A 16039-nucleotide genomic window follows, 5' to 3' on the forward strand; every position below is an offset into this window, starting at 1 on the left:
GCCTTCGGAGATCACGATCTAGGATGACTCAAGGCCGCGCCGGCATGGCGCGGCCTTTTTCTATGTACCCCGTCGCCGGCGGCTATCGCGCCAGCGCGTACACCCGGAACCGCCGCACCCGCAGGTGGCTGAACGTCGTGCGCAGGCCGAACCAGCCGCGCGTATAGGGCTCGGCGTCGTCCAGTTCGAACAGCTTGCGGTCGTCGTTCCAGTATTGAATCCGCCCGCCGTCGGCGACCAGCCGCACGGTTTGCCAGCGGTTGGGGACCAGCATCTCGTCGGCGGCCGCGTGGTCGTTGCGCGGCAGCAGCGGCCGCTCGCCCGGTCGGCCGACATAGCGGCGAAAGCGGGTCGAGGTGTTCCCGTTGCCGCCCTGGCCGACATAATAGGTCTTCAGGGTGTCGTAGTCGGCGAAGGCCCCGGTGCGCGGCGTGGCCAGCGGGCTGCCGCCATCGGCGTTGCGCGCCATCCAGAAGGCGTTCAGGTCGCTGACCCGGTCGTTGGCTCCGCCCGCCGAGACGGCCTGGGCCTGGTACTGGATCAGCACCGGACCGACCAGCTCGGGCCGGAACCACAGGGTCAGGCCGGCGGGGGTGTCGATGTCCAGCACGCCGCCCTGGGCGCCGATCCTGGCGGGCTTCTCGGCCTCGATCGCCCATTGGTCCAGGCCGTGGCGAAAGTCGTCAGCGTGCAGGCGACGCCTGGGCCGGGGCGGCCGCGTCGGGGCGGCGAGGGCGGGGCCGGCGGCCAGCGTCGCCAAGCCGCCCAGCATCGCGCGGCGCCTCACCGATTGTCCCCTTCGACGGTCGCCAGCGCCGATCGCAGAGGCGGCTCGGCGACCAGGCCCGAAACGTCCTCGCAGACGATGGGCTCGACGCCGTCCGGCCAGTCCAGCTCCAACTGGCCGAACCGCGCGCCGTGCACGGCCTGCAGCAGGATGGGCGGGCGGGGATCGGGCTTCAGGGTCTCGATCCGCACCCTGTCCAGGGTCAAGCCGGTCACGTGCCGGGCCCAGAGGCCGTGGGCAGGGGTTGGGCCGAACATGCTGGGCTCCGGATAGGCCTGGGCCATGTCGTCCGGACGCCGCCGCGCCCAGTCCGCTTCGCCGCCGCCGGCATAGACCAGTCGAATGTCGGTCAGTGTGACGTCCTCGATCGGGTCGCCTTCCAGGCCGGCGATCGTCGCGGCGTAGTCGGGCAGGATGTCGAAGGCGGTCAGGTTGCGCACGCTGATCCGCCGCAGGGCCCCGCGGCCTGTCCCCTCCGGTCCGCGCCCCCGGCGGCCCAGGCGCAGGAACAGCGGGGCGGTGGTCACCTCGCGCAGGACCAGGTTGTCGATCGCGACGTCCTCGATGGTCCCGCCGTCGACGGTTTCCAGCGCCAGCCCCCGCGAGCGGGTGAACACGCAGTCGCGGATGGTGATGTGGCGGAAGTCGCCGTTCGACTCGGTGCCCAGCTTGATCCGGCCGGTGACGCGGTCCTGGTCGGGGGCCAGCTGTTGGGTCCGGCCCTCGGTCCCGTCCAGCATCGTGCCCAGGTCGAAGCCGCTGACGTGGCAGCGGGTGATCTCGACCCGCTCGGTGGAGCGAAGCTCGCCCAGGGCCAGCGAGCTCTTCAGCACGATGGCGTCGTCGTTGGGCGTGTTGACCCGGCAGTCGGCGATGGTCACGTCGCGGCAGCCGTCGACGTCCAGCCCGTCGCGGTTGGTGTCGATCCGCAGGTTCTTGATCGCCAAGTGATCGCAGCCGGTGGCCAGCACCGCGAAATGCCCGCCGCGCCAGATCGTGAAGCCTTCCAGCCGAACGCGGCGGGCGTTCTTCAGGGCGATGGCCTTGTTGCCCTGGCCGGCCATGGTCTCCAGGTCGGGAACCAGGATCGCCATCTCCTCAGCCGAGAGGCCCGCCATGCTGACCGGAAACTCGCCGGCCTGGCGCGTCCAGCGCGAACCGGGACCCTCGCGGGTCAGGCCGAGGCCGTCGATCATGCCCGGACCGACGATCGCCACGTCCTCGACGCCGTCGCCCCAGATCAGGCTGTTGCGCCAGTGGCTGTGGCCGAAGTCCTGGTAGAGGTCGAACGGGTTGGGCTCGGGCGGATCATAGGCGCCGGCGTGACGGGCCGGGTCGGCGGCCTCCAGCACGCAGCCCTCGTCCAGCCGCAGGGTGACGCCGCTCAGCAGGCGGATCGAGAACGACAGCCAGCGCCCGGCCGGCAGCACCACCTCGCCGCCGCCGGCCGCATGGGCCGCATGGATCGCGGCGTTGATCGCCTCGGTGTCCAGGGTCACGCCGTCGCCCGTCGCGCCGAACGCCCGGACGTCGAACGGCGCGCGGGTCATGCGTAAAGGCCGTGCCGTTTCAGGAAGGCGTCCAGCAGGGCGGGCCAGGGCATGGCGACGCCGGCGGGACCGGTCAGGCCGAAACCGTGGCCGCCGGACTCGAAGACGTGCAACTCGCTGGCGATCTTCCGGGCGCGCAGGGCCTGGAACATCATCAGGCTGTTCTCCATCGCCACCACCTTGTCGTCGGCCGCGGCGGCGATGAAGGTCGGCGGGGCGTCGGCGGGGATGTCGTGCTCGGCCGAGACCGCCAGGCGCTGGGCGTCCGTCGGGTTGGTCCCGAGCAGCGATTTCAGCGAGCTGCCGTGGGCGTGGGGCGCGGTCATGGTGATGACTGGATAGAACAGGCCCGCCGCCGCTGGACGGGTCGACAGGCGGTCGGCCGCATCCACGGGGGCGTAGGTCTCGACGCCGAAGCGGGTGGCCAGCCGCGCGGCGACATGGCCGCCGGCCGAGAAGCCGATCACGGCGATCCGCTCGGGATCCAGTCCCCATTTGCCGGCGTTGGCGCGGATCAGGCGGATGGCGCGCTGGGCGTCCTGCAGCGAGACGTCCGGCCCCGCGGCCCAGCCGTCGGCCGGCAGGCGGTAGTCCATGACGAAGGCGGTGACGCCCTGGTCGGCGATCCAGGCGTCGATCGGCCCACCCGCCTTGCTGACCGCCACGCGGATATAGCCGCCGCCCGGGATCATCAGGATCGCCGCGCCATTGGGCTTGGCCGGCCGGCGCATCATCAGCCAGGGCTTGGTGACGTTCAGGAAGGCCGTGTCGTTGGGATCGCCGCCGGGCTTGCGCAGGATCACCTGTTCGGTGACCGTGACCTTCTCGCCGCCGGGCGCCTTGCCAGGCCACAGGTCCATGACCTCGATCGTCGAGGGAGCGGCGGACGCCTGCGCGCGGGCCAGGGTCGGCGCGGCCAGGGCCAGGGCCCCCAGGCCCAGGAGCGAACGGCGATCGGTCGCCAGATCAGTTGCCACGGGGAGCCTCCGTGCTGTGGGCGGCGCTGGGCGCCAGGACGAAGCTGTCGGGCGAGGGCGGATGGGCCGGATCGAACGGCGGCAGGCCGTCGACCAGATGGGCCGCCAGGTCCGGAACCTGGGCGCGGACGCCGTTCACGACGCACTGGGCCAGCACATAGGCGCCGTAATTGTTGTGGTGGGTGGCGTCCTTGCCGCCGTCGGCGAACGCCTTCCAGGCGTTGTCTGGCCCCAAGGCCTCGTACAGCGCAGCGCTCATGTCCAGCAGGTCGATGACCGGAACGCCGGTCTCGCGGCCGACCGCGCGCACCGCCTCGGGATAGTCGCCGTGGGTGTTGACGATCTTGCCGGCCACGTCGAACTTGCGGCGGTGCATCGAGGTGACCAGCACGGGCCTGGCCCCGCGCCGCCGGGCCTCGCCGATATAGGCCTTCAGATAGTCGCGATAGGTGGTGGCGGCCTCGACATAGGTCTGGGGCCACTGGACCTTCTGGTCGTTGTGGCCGAACTGGATCAGCAGCCAGTCGCCGGGCTTGATCCGGCTGAGCAGCTTGTCCAGCCGGTGCTCGAACAGGAACGACTTCAGGGTCTCGCCGGACTCCGCGTGGTTGGCCACCGAAACGTCGGGCTTGAAGAACCGGGGCAGCATCTGGCCCCAGCTGGCCCCGGGCTCGAAGCGCTGGTCGGTGACGGTGGAGTCGCCGGCCAGGTAGACGACCGGCACGGTGACGGGCTCGACGCGCAGGCGGCGCACGGCCGGAGCCGGGCCGCAGAACTCCAGGGTCAGCTTGTCGTCCCAGTCGTAGGCGCCGACCTCGCGCGGATTGAGCAGCACCCGCACCCCGCCGGGGGCGTTGGTCGGCGGGGCCTTCAGGGCGGCGGTGCGGACGTTGACCACGAACTCGACGGTCGCGGTCTTGCCGGCCCTGGCGACGATCCGCTCGGCCATCAGCCGGCGGGACTCGGCCTTGATCGTGGTGTCTGACGCGGCCTTGCCGCCCAGCTCCAGGGTCACGCGATAGTCGCCTTCAGGGACGGCCAGCGAGAACAGGAACGGGCCGCCAGCAGGGGAAGGTTCGAAGCCGTGGCCGGCGGCGGGGTCATAGGCGGCGTCGCGCATCACGCGGACATAGCCGGGCGCTAGCTTGTCGTCGCCGAAGTCGAAGGCCCAGCTCTGCATCGGTGTCACTGGCTCCGCCGCCCAGCTCGCGGCCGGCGCGACGGCGAGGGCGGCCAGAACCGCGCGTCTATGCCACATCAAGGCCCGGCCTCCCTCGGCGATCTGGGTCGCGCTACATTGATCCCACAAATATCCGCCGTCCCGCGTCGAGGCAATGGATTTCATATTGCGAGATCAGGTCCCGCAAAATGGAACTCATGGTCGGGCGACGGGCAGGGTCAGGGCGGCGGTCGTCAAGCCCGGGGCGCTGGCCTGGATCGTCACCGAGCCGCCGGAGCCTGATCCGCGCACGAAGGCCATGGCCTTGCCGCGCCAGGCCTGGCGGGTGGGTGAGGCGAACGGCGTGTGGTCGGTCGAGGCGGCGTTGTCGGCGGTGACCAAGCGGCCCGATCCGCTAACGGCGAAGGTGATGGCCGTGTTCGAGCCCGGCACGATCACGCCCTTGGCGTCGATGACCTTAGCGCGGACGATGGCCAGGTCGTCGAAGGTCGAGCCCACGGCCTTGTCGTCGGTCGACAGCACCAGGCGGACCGGCGAGCCGGCGGTGCGCAAGGTGTCGCGCGGACCGGCTGCGCCGCACGAGGCCACGACCTCGCCGGGCGTGAAGGTCACCGCCCACTGGCGGGGCGAGCCGTCGGCGGGCAGGGGCTTGGCGCCCAGGGCCTTGCCGTTCAGCGTCACCTCCACCGTGGGGCAGTTGCTGTAGACCTCGATGGTCTCGGGATGCGGCGACAGGTCGGCCGGCGTCCAGTCGTCGGCGATGTCGATCTTGGGCCGGGGCGTGGCGACGGCGATCATGGTCGGCAGGGCGGGGGCCGGTCCCGCGCCGTCGTTCGAAGGGGGCGGCGCGGCGGGCGCGGCGTTGCGCACCACATGGATCACCGGCTGCTCGGCCCACCAGCCGGCCCGCTGCATGCCTGAGACCTTCAGGGCGCCGGTGCGGTCCAGCAGGCCGGCGGGATTGTCGATATTGGGCCAGCCGCTGCGGTCGGCCTCGCCCAGATAGTCGACCCCGGTCCACAGGAACATGCCGGCATAGGGGGCGTAGTCGCGCACGGCGATCCACGAGGCGCGGGCGTGGCTGTTCTCGGTTCCGATGATCTTGCGGGTCGGCCGGGCCTGGTGGGCGGCGGTCAGTTCGTTCTCGCGATAGTTCTGCCCGACCACGTCCAGCATGTCGGCCAGGCCGTTGTCGTAGTCGCCCGTCACGTTGGGCCGGAACAGGCCCATCGTCACCGGTCGCGTCGGATCGGTGGCGTGCATCACGTCCAGCAGGCTCTTCAGCGCCGCCTTGGCCTGGACCGGATAGGCGGTGTCGTGGATCTCGTTGCCGGCGCTCCAGATCACCACGCTGGGGTGGTTGCGGTCGCGGCGCAGCATGTCGCGGGCGTCGCGCCTGTGCCAGTCGCCGAAGAACAGGTGATAGTCGCCCGGCGTCTTGGCGACGTTCCACTGGTCGAACAGCTCGTCCATGACGACGAAGCCCATCTGGTCGGCCAGGTCCAGCACCTGCGGCGAGGGTGGGTTGTGGGCGGTGCGGACGGCGTTGACGCCCAGGGCCTTCAGGGCCGTGAACCGCTGGCGCCAGACGGCGATTGGCACGGCCGCGCCCAGCGCGCCGCCGTCGGCGTGCAGGGCCACGCCCTTGAGCTTGATGTTCTTGCCGTTCAGCCAGAACCCGGTGCCGGCCTCGAACCGGGCCTCGCGGACGCCGAACGGGACGACGTCGCTGTCGAGCGCCTGGCCGTCGGGGCCGACCACCCGGACGGCGGCGTGGTAGAGGTTCGGGCTGGCCAGGCCCCACAGGCGGGGCGAGGGCAGGGCGACCTCGGCGCTCAGGGTCTCGGTCCGGGCGACGCCTATCGCGACGGGTGGGACGCCTTGCCGAGCCACGACCTTGCCCTCGGGATCGGTGACGACGATCTCCAGCCCGGCGCGAGCGTCGGCCCCGCCATTGTTGGTGATGTCGACCTCGACCTTGGCGACGGCCCTGTCCTTGGCGATGGTCGGCGTGCTGACGAAGACCCCGCCCTGCTCGACGTGCAGGTCGCCGGTCTCGATCAGCCGGACCTTTCCGACCAGGCCCGAGCCGGCGTACCAGCGCGAGGACGGCGCGAACGAGGTATCGGCCCGCACGGCCAGCAAGTTGGGGCCGTCGGCCTTGAGAAAGTCGGTGACGTCATAGCGCAGGCCGACATAGCCGCTGGGCCGATGGCCCAAGTGGTGGCCGTTGATCCAGACGCCGCTGCGCTCCATCACTCCGTCCAGCTCGACGAACACGCGCCGGCCGGCCGTTGGCCTGACGTCCAGGGTCCGGCGGTACCAGGCCACGCCCGTGGGCAGGAAGCCGCCGGCCCCGCCGGCCCGGGCCTTGACGTCGAACGGCCCGGCGATGGCCCAGTCGTGCGGGACCGACACGGTCGCCCAGCGGGAGTCGTCCAGCGCCGGGGTCTCCGCGCCCTCGGGATCGCCCTGAACGAAGCGCCAGCCGTCGGTCAGCGGGACGGTGACGCGCTCGGCGGCGCTGGCGGCGCTCGCCAGCAGGGCCAGGGCCGAGGCGGCGAGCAGCAGGGGAGGGGTCTTGGACAAGGCGGGCTCCTGGAGCGTCATGCACGGGACGGCGACGGGCCTGGCCGCTCGCTTTGGAATCCAAGGCTCGCCGATCGCGAACAAGCCAGGGTCAGACGCGCCGCGGAAAGGCGTGGTGTGACCATGTTTCCTCCCTCGCGGGTTCGCGCCTCGCCGTTTTTGGCGGGTCTTATTTCTCACAAAATGAGACTTTGTCCCATTTCATGGAAGGCTAGCGTCAAAGCCTCGTCCGGGCAACCCAGCGCCTGGAACACCGCGCCCACGTCGCTTCGGCGAACTTCACGCCGGAATGAATATTTCAAAACGGTTGCAATTCACCCTGCCGGATTTATCTTATCGACAAAATGAGAGTTCATCCCAACAAATGGGATTTCTCTCGACATCAGGATCGGACGAACCGGCCCTGGGGGAAACACGGGAGGCCGGCATGGGCCGGCCCTCCATGAGGAGGGATTGATGTCTGACCGTCGCATTCAGCGTTGGGGCACGGGTTGCTCGGCGCTCGCCCTGACTTTCGCCGGGGTCCTGGCCGCCGGCGCCGCCAGCGCCCAGACCGCCCCATCGGCGGGCCAGTCGCCGGAAAACACCGTCGAGGAGGTGGTGGTCACCGGCTTCCGCGAGAGCCTCAGGAGCGCCCTGAGCGTCAAGCGCCAGTCCTCGGGCGTGGTCGACGCCATCAAGGCCGAGGACATCGCCGACTTCCCCGACGCCAACCTGGCCGAGTCGATCCAGCGCGTGCCCGGCGTGTCGATCACCCGCGTGGCCGGCGAGGGCCGAACGATCACCGTTCGCGGCCTGCCGCCCACCTTCACCCGCGTGCGCATCAACGGCATGGAGGCCCAGTCGACCAGCGGCGCCACCACCAGCGACCGCGGCGCCAACCTGGGCCGGGGCTTCGACTTCAACACCTTCGCCTCGGAACTGTTCAGCGGCATCACGGTGCGCAAGACGGCCCAGGCCGAGGTGATCGAGGGCTCGCTGGGCGCGACCGTCGACCTGGAAACCGCCAAACCGCTGGACCACAAGGGCCTGACCTTCGTGCTCGGCGCCTCGGCCGGCTACAACGACCTGGCCAAGAACGTCGATCCCAAGTTCACCGCCGTGGTCGGCAACAGCTGGGACACCCGCTGGGGCGAGTTCGGGGCCCAGGCCTCGCTGGCCTACAGCAAGCGCAAGTTCCTGGAGGACCAGTGGGGCTCGGGCGGCTGGAACCCGGCCACGATCGACGGAGGCTTCTGCACCCCGGTCGGGGTCACGCCGCAGAACCCGGCCACCAACGCCGGCAACGGCACCGACGCGGCCAACTGCGCTACCGGCGTGGCCCGGCCGCCGACCGGCGACCCCGTCTACGCCCAGGCCAACCGCTCGACCGTGTTCTTCCCGCGCCTGCCGCGCTATGGCCGCTTCCATCACAACCAGGAACGCACCGGCGCCACCCTGGCCCTGCAGTGGAAGCCGACCTCGCGAACCTCGCTGAGCTTCGACGCCCTCTATTCGGACTATGACGTCAAGCGCGAGGAGAACTGGTTGGAGGGCTTCTCGTTCGCCCGCCCGATCACCCAGAACGGCAAGCCGCAGACCGCGGTGCGCGAGCTGGTCCTGCGCGATGCGGGGACGAGCCACACCGCCGGAATCAATTTCGGGCAGACGGTCTACGATGTTGACTACGCCCGCTTCGACGGCGTCGACATCCGCTCCGACACCCAGCACGACGAGTTCGAGAACGTCTTCCAGCAATACACCCTGGCCGGGACGCACGAGCTGACCGACCGCCTGAAGGTGACGGGCCTGATCGGCTACTCCAAGTCCGACTACGACCAGCCGATGACCACCACGATCATGTTCCAGCGTCCCAACGCCGGCATGACCATCGACTTCCGCAACAACCGCGACCAGCCGATCATCAAGCACGACTTCGACGTCACCAACGCCGGGCTCTACAGCTTCGGGGCGCCCAACGCCGAGGTGCGGCTGCAGCAGATCTACACGACCAACATCTACAAGACCGGCGAGGTGAACCTGGCCTGGGCCTATGACGACGACCTGACGCTCAAGGTCGGCGGGCACTATGACGAGTTCTCGTTCGACACCTCGGCCAAGCAGCGGTCGAACAACTTCCTGGTCCCGACCCTGAGCACGGCCGAGCTGCAGGCGGTCACCAAGGTGGTGTCCGGCTTCGGCGGCCACGGCATCGACGACGGCGTGTTCCCCAGCAACTGGGCGACCATCGACTACGACAAGTTCGTCGCCAGCCAGAACCTCTACAGCGAGACAGGGATGTACGCCCTGGTGCCCAACTACGGCGGCATCCGGCGCGTCGACGAAAAGGTGGCCTCGGCCTATTTCCAGGCCGACCTGAAGACCGTGATCGGCGGCCTGCCGGTGCGCGGCGACATCGGCTTCCGCTTCGCCCAGACCGAGTTGCAGTCGCGCGGCTACCAGATCGGTCCGCTGCCGCAGCAGGTCACCGCCGAGAACAAATATCACGACGTCCTGCCGTCCTTTAACGTCGCGGTCGACGCCACCGACAACCTGGTGCTGCGCTTCTCCGGGGCCAAGGTCGTCGCGCGGCCAGACCTTGGCTTCCTGACGCCGGGAGGCAGCCTGAACCTGAACGGCACGCCCTCGATCACCTCGGGCAACCCGGACTTGGAGCCGATCCGCGCCACCACCGCCGATCTGGGCGCCGAATGGTACTTCGCACCCGGGGCGCTGCTGGGTTTCGGTGTCTTCTACAAGGACATCGAGACCTATGTTCAGAACCAATCCCAGCAGATGACCTTCCGGCAAACGGGCTTGCCGCTATCGTTGCTGGGCGACTCCAAACTCGATCCAGACCAAACGTACTTTACGGTCACCAGGCCGGTAAATACCCCGGGCGGTCCGCTCAAGGGCTTCGAGATCAACTACCAGCAGAACTTCACGTTCCTGCCGGGCCCGCTGCGTCACACCGGCGCACTGGTCAACTTCACCTATGTCGATTCCCAGATCGACTACTTCCTGGCGGCCGGCGGGGTGACGACCAACGACCTCGTGGGCCTGTCGAAGAAGGCTTACAACGCCACCCTCTTCTATGAAGACGACAAGTTCAGCGCCCGGATCTCGGCGGCCTACCGCGACAAATCGATCGTCGCCCTGCCGGCCAACAATCCTTACCAGGACCTGGAAGGCTATGACGAGAACCTGACCTTCGACCTGGCCGCCTCCTACCAGATCAACGAGAACTTCAAGCTCTCGCTGGAGGGGCTGAACATCTTCGACCGGTTCAATCGTCAGTTCATCGATTCCGACCGCGACAGCACGTTCGTCTACACCCACACCGGACGGCAGTGGAATCTGGGGCTGCAGTACAAGTTCTAGATCGGGCGCCGGCCGCGGCGAGCATCGCCGCGGCCGGTCATCTCCAGCTATTGCGGCTTGGGCCGCTCCAGGACCAGCAGGGACACGCCCTGCCGCGGCAGCTGGAAGCTCAGGGTCAGGCCGTCCTTGCCGCGAACCGGCGGCGGGGTGTCGATCGCGGCCAGGCCGCTGGCCTGTTCCAGGGCGTCGTACTGGGCCTTGCTGGGCGCCATGGGCGAGCCCATCCGCCGCCAGGCGCCGTAGACATTGCCGTGCGTCTCGTCGACCCGGTAGTGGACCAGCTTGGCGCCGGCGAAGGCGCGGGGCAGGTTCTTGAGGACCAGGCTGACGTCAGCCGTCGGGCCCGGCACGTCGTCGTCGTGATAATTCCACACCATGATCGCCAGCCGATCGGGACCCAGGCTGGCCAGGGTCCCGACATCGGGCCGTCCGCGCACGCCGCTGGCGACGATCTCTTCCAGCGGGATCTGGCCAGAGCTGACCGCCTGCAGCCGCTCGGGGCCCATAAGGCTGAACATGCGGAACACGTTGAGCACCGCCAGGTCCAAGCCGTTGCTCGACAGCTGGCGGAAGCCGGCGAAATAGGGCTGGTCCTCGAACTCGAACGCCCAGGTCAGGGCGCCGTCCAGGGTCACGCCGCGCCGGGCGGCCAGGTCATGCTCACGGGCGAAGCTGGCGGCGGTGTAGCTGGAATAGACCGTGCCGTTGCGATAGCCGAAGCTGGGGCCCTGGCAGGCGGCGCAGCCTTCCGGGTCGGACTCGCCGATGACGATCGGCTTGTCCTTGAGCGTCGGTCGCGCGGCGATCATCGAAAAGCCCTTGTCGATGCCGGCCAGCTGGGTGGCGATGCCCATGCGGATGTGGCCGTCGACGAAGGTCGGCGAGCCCTTGGCGTGGAAGGACAGGAAATCGGTCGGCGTGCCCTTCTGGCCGGTCGCGTAGTTGGTCCCGTCGGTCAGGTGGGTGAGGAAATCCTCCATGAACTGGCCGCCGCTGCCGGCGACGTCCGGACCGCCGACCTTGGCGGTGGGCAGGGCCCGCCGGACGCCGGCGACGGCGTAGTCGTGCAGCTTGTGGAATTCCTGCGGCGTGCCTTTCCAGTAGGCGGGGCCGTTGGGTTCGTTCCAGACCTCGAAGTACCAGGTCTCGACCTCGGCCTGACCGTATCGCTCGACGCAGTGGCGCACCCACCGGTAGGCCAGCTCGGACCACTTGTCGTAGTCCTTGGGCGGATAGCCCCAGCCGCCGCTGATCAGGTTGTAGTCGAAGCCCGGCCGCCAGGCGTGCTGGTAGGGCTCCGGGTTCGTCGACAGCGCCTGGGGCATGAAGCCGATCTGGACGTAGGGCCGCACTCCGTTGGCCAGGTAGGTGTCGAACAGATGGTCCAGGATGGTCCAGTCATAGACCGGCCGCCCCTGGGCGTCCTCGGTATAGACATTGGTGCTGCCCCACTTCAGGGCCGGCGTGCCGTCGCCGGTGTTCAGCAGGTTGTGGGTGCGGAAATAGACGGCCTTGGGCTTGAGCGCGCCCAGGTGGCCCAGCAGCTTGCGGCCGTCCTTCATGGTCGCGTAGTTCGGCTCGTCGGCGCCGAAGAACCGCCAGATCGGCCGCAGCTCGCCGACCTGTTTGCCGGCGTCGACGGTGATCGAGACCGGGATGTCGGCGGGCGGCGCCTGGGCCAGGGCCGACGATCCCGCCAGCCAGAAAGCGGCGAACAAGCCCGCGCCGACACCGTTCCGCATGACGTCATCCCCTATCGCCAGCGCCTGTCGCGCCGTTGAGCCATGGGTAACACGGATCGCGAAACGGGCCAGACGAATTGTAGGACAATAGGGAGGGGTGACGGGACACGCCGGCGCGTCCCGTCACCCGCGGCGCGCTAGCTAGGACTTCGCCGCCTGGCGTCCGGCGCGCACCGCCGCCGCCAGGTCGTCGAGCAGGCGCACCGAGGTCTCCCAGTCGACGCAGGCGTCAGTGACCGACTGGCCGTAGGTCAGGGGCTGGCCGGGGACGATGTCCTGGCGGCCGGCAACCAGGTTGCTCTCGATCATCACCCCCATGATCGGCGCGCGTCCGGTCGCGACCTGGGCGCAGAGGTCGGCGACGACGGCGGGCTGGTTCTCGTGGTTCTTGCCGCTGTTGGCGTGGCTGGCGTCGACCATGATGCGCGGCGGCAGGCCGGCCTTGACCAGGGCCTGCGCCACGGCCGCGACGCTGGCGGCGTCGTAGTTGGGCGTCTTGCCGCCGCGCAGCACGACGTGGCTGTCGGCGTTGCCGGTGGTGGTGGCGATGGCGGCGCGACCTTCCTTGGTCACCGCCAGGAAATGGTGCGGCTGGGCCGCGGCCAGCACCGCGTCGATGGCCACCTTGACGTCGCCGTTCGTGCCGTTCTTGAAGCCGACCGGGCAGGAGAGGCCTGAGGCCATCTCGCGGTGGATCTGGCTTTCGGTGGTGCGCGCCCCGATCGCGCCCCAGGCCACCAGGTCGGCGATGTACTGCGGGGTGGTGACGTCCAGAAACTCGCAGGCCGCCGGCAGGCCCTGGGCGCTGACGTCCAGCAGCACGCGCCGCGCCAGCCGCAGGCCCTCGTTGATCCGGAAGCCGCCGTCCAGGTCCGGATCGTTGATCAGCCCCTTCCAGCCCACCGTGGTGCGCGGCTTCTCGAAATAGACCCGCATGACCACTTCCAGCTCGCCGGCGTGGCGCTCGCGCTCGACGGCCAGGCGGCGGGCGTAGTCCAGGGCGGCCTTGGGGTCGTGGATCGAGCACGGCCCGATCACCACCACCAGGCGGTCGTCGCGGCCGTGCAGGATCTGGTGCACGGCTTGGCGGGCGTCGCCGACGACCTCGGCGACCGACGAGGTGGCCGGGGCCTCGCCGATCACCTGGGCGGGCGGACTGAGGGTCTGCAGGCGCTGGATGCGCAGGTCGTCGGTGGGGACGGGGATCGAGGACAGGTGGGCGGCGGTCGAGGAAGGCATGGCGGAACTCCGGAGAAATCTGGGCGTCCGGCGGCCATGAAAAAAGCCGCCCGGGGAACCCCTGGCGGCTGGTGAAGACGTTCGCGGCTCTGAATTCAGGCCGAACGATCCCCTCCCGGCGCCAGAGGCGTCGGATAGCTAAAATACCAAAACAGCTGTTGGCTGGCGGCGAGGATCATGGGGGCACCCTAGAGCCAAGTCGGCGGCCTGTCCACGCCTGGACGGAACAGAGGGTGGAAGGAACCTCATAGCGAAGGCGTCGCGAGATCACGCCCGCCGCGACCGACGATGGAAGCCTGGGATTTTGGGGGGGGGGAAGTGGCGAGGGTCCAAGCCGGTTAAGGCTTGGACCCTCATGGTGCCGCCGGGCAGGATTGAACTGCCGACCTCAGCCTTACCAAGGATGCGCTCTACCACTGAGCTACGGCGGCGAAGAGGAGGGGGCGTATAGCGAACCAAACGCGGTTGGCAAAGACAAAATCGTCTTGACCGATCGTCGCAGCGCTTTCACCTGTGGAAAGATGAGCCGGAACCCCAAGCCCCACAACGAAAAAGCCGAGCGCGAAGCGCGGCTGGCCCAGGCGCTGCGCACCAATCTTCGCCGCAGGAAGGCCGCGCCGCCCGCCGCCGACAAGGGCGCGGCCAGGCCGGACTCGCCCGCGTCGGACGACGAGACCCCCTCCGGCTGAGGAGGAATCTTGAGGAATCGGCGCCCCCCCTTGCGCGGGCTCTTGCAACCAGTAGAACCGCCCCTTCACATGTGACCGCGCGGCGACACCCCCCGACCGGCCGCGTGACGAGGGACTTTCATTGGATCGTATCGCCATCACCGGCGGCGCGCAGCTGAACGGGATCATCCCGGTGAGCGGCGCCAAGAACTCGGCCATCAAGCTGATGGCGGCCAGCCTGCTGACCGACCAGCCGCTGCGGCTGACCAACATGCCGCGCCTGGCCGACACCCGGTTCCTGGGCAAGCTGCTGGCGCGCCTGGGCGCGACCGTGGACGAGCGCGAGGGGCCGGACGGTTCGGAGACGGTGCTGCACGCGCCGGAGATCACCAGCGGCTTCGCGCCCTACGAGCTGGTCCGCCAGATGCGCGCCTCGTTCAACGTGCTGGGTCCGCTGATCGCCCGCACTGGCCAGGCCAAGGTCAGCCTGCCCGGCGGCTGCACGATCGGCGCGCGGCCCGTGGACCTGCACCTGCAGGCCCTGGAGGCCCTGGGCGCCAAGATCGACCTGCACGAGGGCTATGTCTACGCCCAGGCCCCGCGCGGCCTGAAGGGGGCGGAGATCGTCTTCCCGTTCGTCTCGGTGGGCGCCACCGAGCACGCCATGCTGGCCGCGGTGCTGGCCGATGGCGTCACGGTGATCCGCAACGCCGCCTGCGAGCCCGAACTGCTGGACCTGCAGATCTGCCTGAACGCCATGGGCGCTCAGGTGCAAGGAGCGGGGACCCCGACCATCACCATCACTGGCGTCGCCAAGCTGCACGGCGCGACCCATTCGGTGATCCCCGACCGCATCGAGATGGGCACCTACGCCGTGGCCGCCGCAATGGCCGGCGGCGAGGTCCAGCTGACCCGCGCCCGTCCCGAGCTGATCGACAGCCTGCTGGTCAAGCTGGAGGAGGCCGGCTGCGGCGTGGTCCGCACCGAGGACGGCGTGGTGATCAAGCGCGACGGCACGCGCCTGAACGCCGTCGACGTCGAGACCCAGCCCTATCCCGGCTTCGCCACCGACCTGCAGGCCCAGTTCATGGCCCTGATGACCACGGCCAAGGGCGAGAGTCGGATTCGCGAGACGATCTTCGAGAACCGCTTCATGCATGCGCCCGAGCTGATGCGCCTGGGCGCCGACATCTCGGTGTCGGGCGGCGAAGCCCGCGTGCGCGGCGTCGAGCGGCTGGAAGGCGCGGAAGTCATGGCCACCGACCTGCGCGCCTCGGTCAGCCTGGTGATCGCAGGCCTGGTGGCGCGCGGCGAGACCACGGTCAGCCGCATCTATCACCTGGATCGCGGCTTCGAGCGGCTGGAAGAGAAGCTGGGTGCCTGCGGGGCCCAGGTGCGCCGGATCAAGGGCGACAGCGAGGGCGACCTGGATGGCTGATGCGGCTCCCCCACCCCTGAAACTACTGGCCCAGGACGTCGACGATCTGGCGGTGGTCTCGGCCGCCCTACAGGACGCGGTGGCCAAGATCGGCGACATTCGCTGGGACGCCTCGGCGCGGACCCTGACCCTGGCCTGCAACCGCTTCCGCTGGGAGTCCGGCGGCAAGAAAGGCGAGCGGATCCGCTCGGCCCTGCAGCTGGGCGACGTCACCGGCGTCCAGGCCCGCAAGCTGCGTCGCGACGCCAAGGGGGCGGTGGTCGAGCTGCTGTCGGTGGTCTTCGAGCCCGGCGAGGCCCCGGGCGGGGCCGTGCTGCTGACCTTCGCCGGCGGGGGCGACCTGAAGGTGACCGTCGACTGCCTGGACGTGATCCTGGCCGACGTCTCCGAGCCCTGGTCGACGCCGCGCAAGCCGGGTCACGCGGACTAGGCGGTCTTTCGCCAGCCCGGGGCTTCTCGTCTGCTCCTAACTCGGAGAAGCTGTCCTCGTGCTTTGGCGGGAGGACGGC

The 16039-nt window shown here is 69.4% G+C and carries 12 protein-coding genes and 1 tRNA gene; 4 read left to right on the plus strand and 9 right to left on the minus strand.

All coding sequences use genetic code 11. The annotated features are described in order from the left end of the window. Positions 1-82: 82 nt before the first annotated feature. From J2X41_RS18670 to J2X41_RS18690, 5 genes are all read right to left on the minus strand, one after another. Positions 83-787, minus strand: coding sequence for a DUF6250 domain-containing protein (locus J2X41_RS18670; protein ID WP_310084167.1), 705 nt, complete (start codon positions 785-787; stop codon positions 83-85). Beyond that, positions 784-2337: a glycosyl hydrolase family 28-related protein gene (locus tag J2X41_RS18675; RefSeq protein ID WP_310084170.1), complete on the minus strand. Its 1554-nt coding sequence runs from the start codon at positions 2335-2337 to the stop codon at positions 784-786. The genes J2X41_RS18670 and J2X41_RS18675 overlap by 4 nt, the downstream gene beginning before the upstream one ends. After that, positions 2334-3314 carry an alpha/beta hydrolase gene (locus J2X41_RS18680; RefSeq protein WP_310084173.1) on the minus strand — a complete coding sequence of 327 codons (981 nt, stop codon included), beginning with the start codon at positions 3312-3314 and terminating at the stop codon, positions 2334-2336. The genes J2X41_RS18675 and J2X41_RS18680 overlap by 4 nt, the downstream gene beginning before the upstream one ends. Continuing rightward, positions 3304-4494 carry a rhamnogalacturonan acetylesterase gene (locus J2X41_RS18685; RefSeq protein WP_310084175.1) on the minus strand — a complete coding sequence of 397 codons (1191 nt, stop codon included), beginning with the start codon at positions 4492-4494 and terminating at the stop codon, positions 3304-3306. Before J2X41_RS18685 ends, J2X41_RS18680 begins: the two co-directional genes overlap by 11 nt. 195 nt (positions 4495-4689) lie before the next feature. Continuing rightward, positions 4690-7083, minus strand: a complete 2394-nt coding sequence (locus J2X41_RS18690) for a glycoside hydrolase family 2 TIM barrel-domain containing protein (protein WP_310084178.1) — start codon at positions 7081-7083, stop codon at positions 4690-4692. Positions 7084-7539: 456 nt separating this feature from the next. On the opposite strand from J2X41_RS18690, the gene J2X41_RS18695 reads away from it, so the two are divergent. Then, positions 7540-10443, plus strand: coding sequence for a TonB-dependent receptor (locus J2X41_RS18695; protein ID WP_310084181.1), 2904 nt, complete (start codon positions 7540-7542; stop codon positions 10441-10443). 47 nt (positions 10444-10490) lie between these two features. On the opposite strand, the gene J2X41_RS18700 is transcribed toward J2X41_RS18695, so the two are convergent. The 4 genes from J2X41_RS18700 to J2X41_RS18715 all read right to left on the minus strand — a co-directional run bounded on the left by J2X41_RS18700 (position 10491) and on the right by J2X41_RS18715 (position 13855). Continuing rightward, entirely contained in the window at positions 10491-12185 is a 1695-nt protein-coding gene (locus J2X41_RS18700) for a GH39 family glycosyl hydrolase (protein WP_310084184.1), read from the minus strand. A gap of 141 nt (positions 12186-12326) precedes the next feature. Beyond that, on the minus strand, positions 12327-13424 hold the full coding sequence (locus J2X41_RS18705) for a 3-deoxy-7-phosphoheptulonate synthase (protein ID WP_310084187.1): 1098 nt from the start codon (positions 13422-13424) through the stop codon (positions 12327-12329). 95 nt (positions 13425-13519) lie between these two features. Then, on the minus strand, positions 13520-13603 hold the full coding sequence (locus tag J2X41_RS18710) for a hypothetical protein (protein ID WP_145688053.1): 84 nt from the start codon (positions 13601-13603) through the stop codon (positions 13520-13522). Between the two features lie 177 nt (positions 13604-13780). Then, a tRNA-Thr gene (locus J2X41_RS18715) sits at positions 13781-13855 on the minus strand. A gap of 90 nt (positions 13856-13945) precedes the next feature. Between J2X41_RS18715 and J2X41_RS18720 the strand changes: the two genes are divergently transcribed. The 3 genes from J2X41_RS18720 to J2X41_RS18730 all read left to right on the plus strand — a co-directional run bounded on the left by J2X41_RS18720 (position 13946) and on the right by J2X41_RS18730 (position 15960). Beyond that, complete coding sequence (locus J2X41_RS18720) at positions 13946-14113, plus strand: hypothetical protein (protein WP_310084190.1); 168 nt, start codon at positions 13946-13948, stop codon at positions 14111-14113. A gap of 121 nt (positions 14114-14234) precedes the next feature. Further along, on the plus strand, positions 14235-15530 hold the full coding sequence (gene murA, locus J2X41_RS18725; RefSeq protein ID WP_310084193.1) for a UDP-N-acetylglucosamine 1-carboxyvinyltransferase: 1296 nt from the start codon (positions 14235-14237) through the stop codon (positions 15528-15530). Beyond that, positions 15523-15960: a DUF2948 family protein gene (locus tag J2X41_RS18730; RefSeq protein ID WP_310084195.1), complete on the plus strand. Its 438-nt coding sequence runs from the start codon at positions 15523-15525 to the stop codon at positions 15958-15960. The genes murA and J2X41_RS18730 overlap by 8 nt, the downstream gene beginning before the upstream one ends. The last annotated feature ends 79 nt before the right edge of the window (positions 15961-16039 follow it).

Source organism: Caulobacter sp. BE254 (genome assembly GCF_031457295.1).
Lineage (GTDB): Bacteria > Pseudomonadota > Alphaproteobacteria > Caulobacterales > Caulobacteraceae > Caulobacter.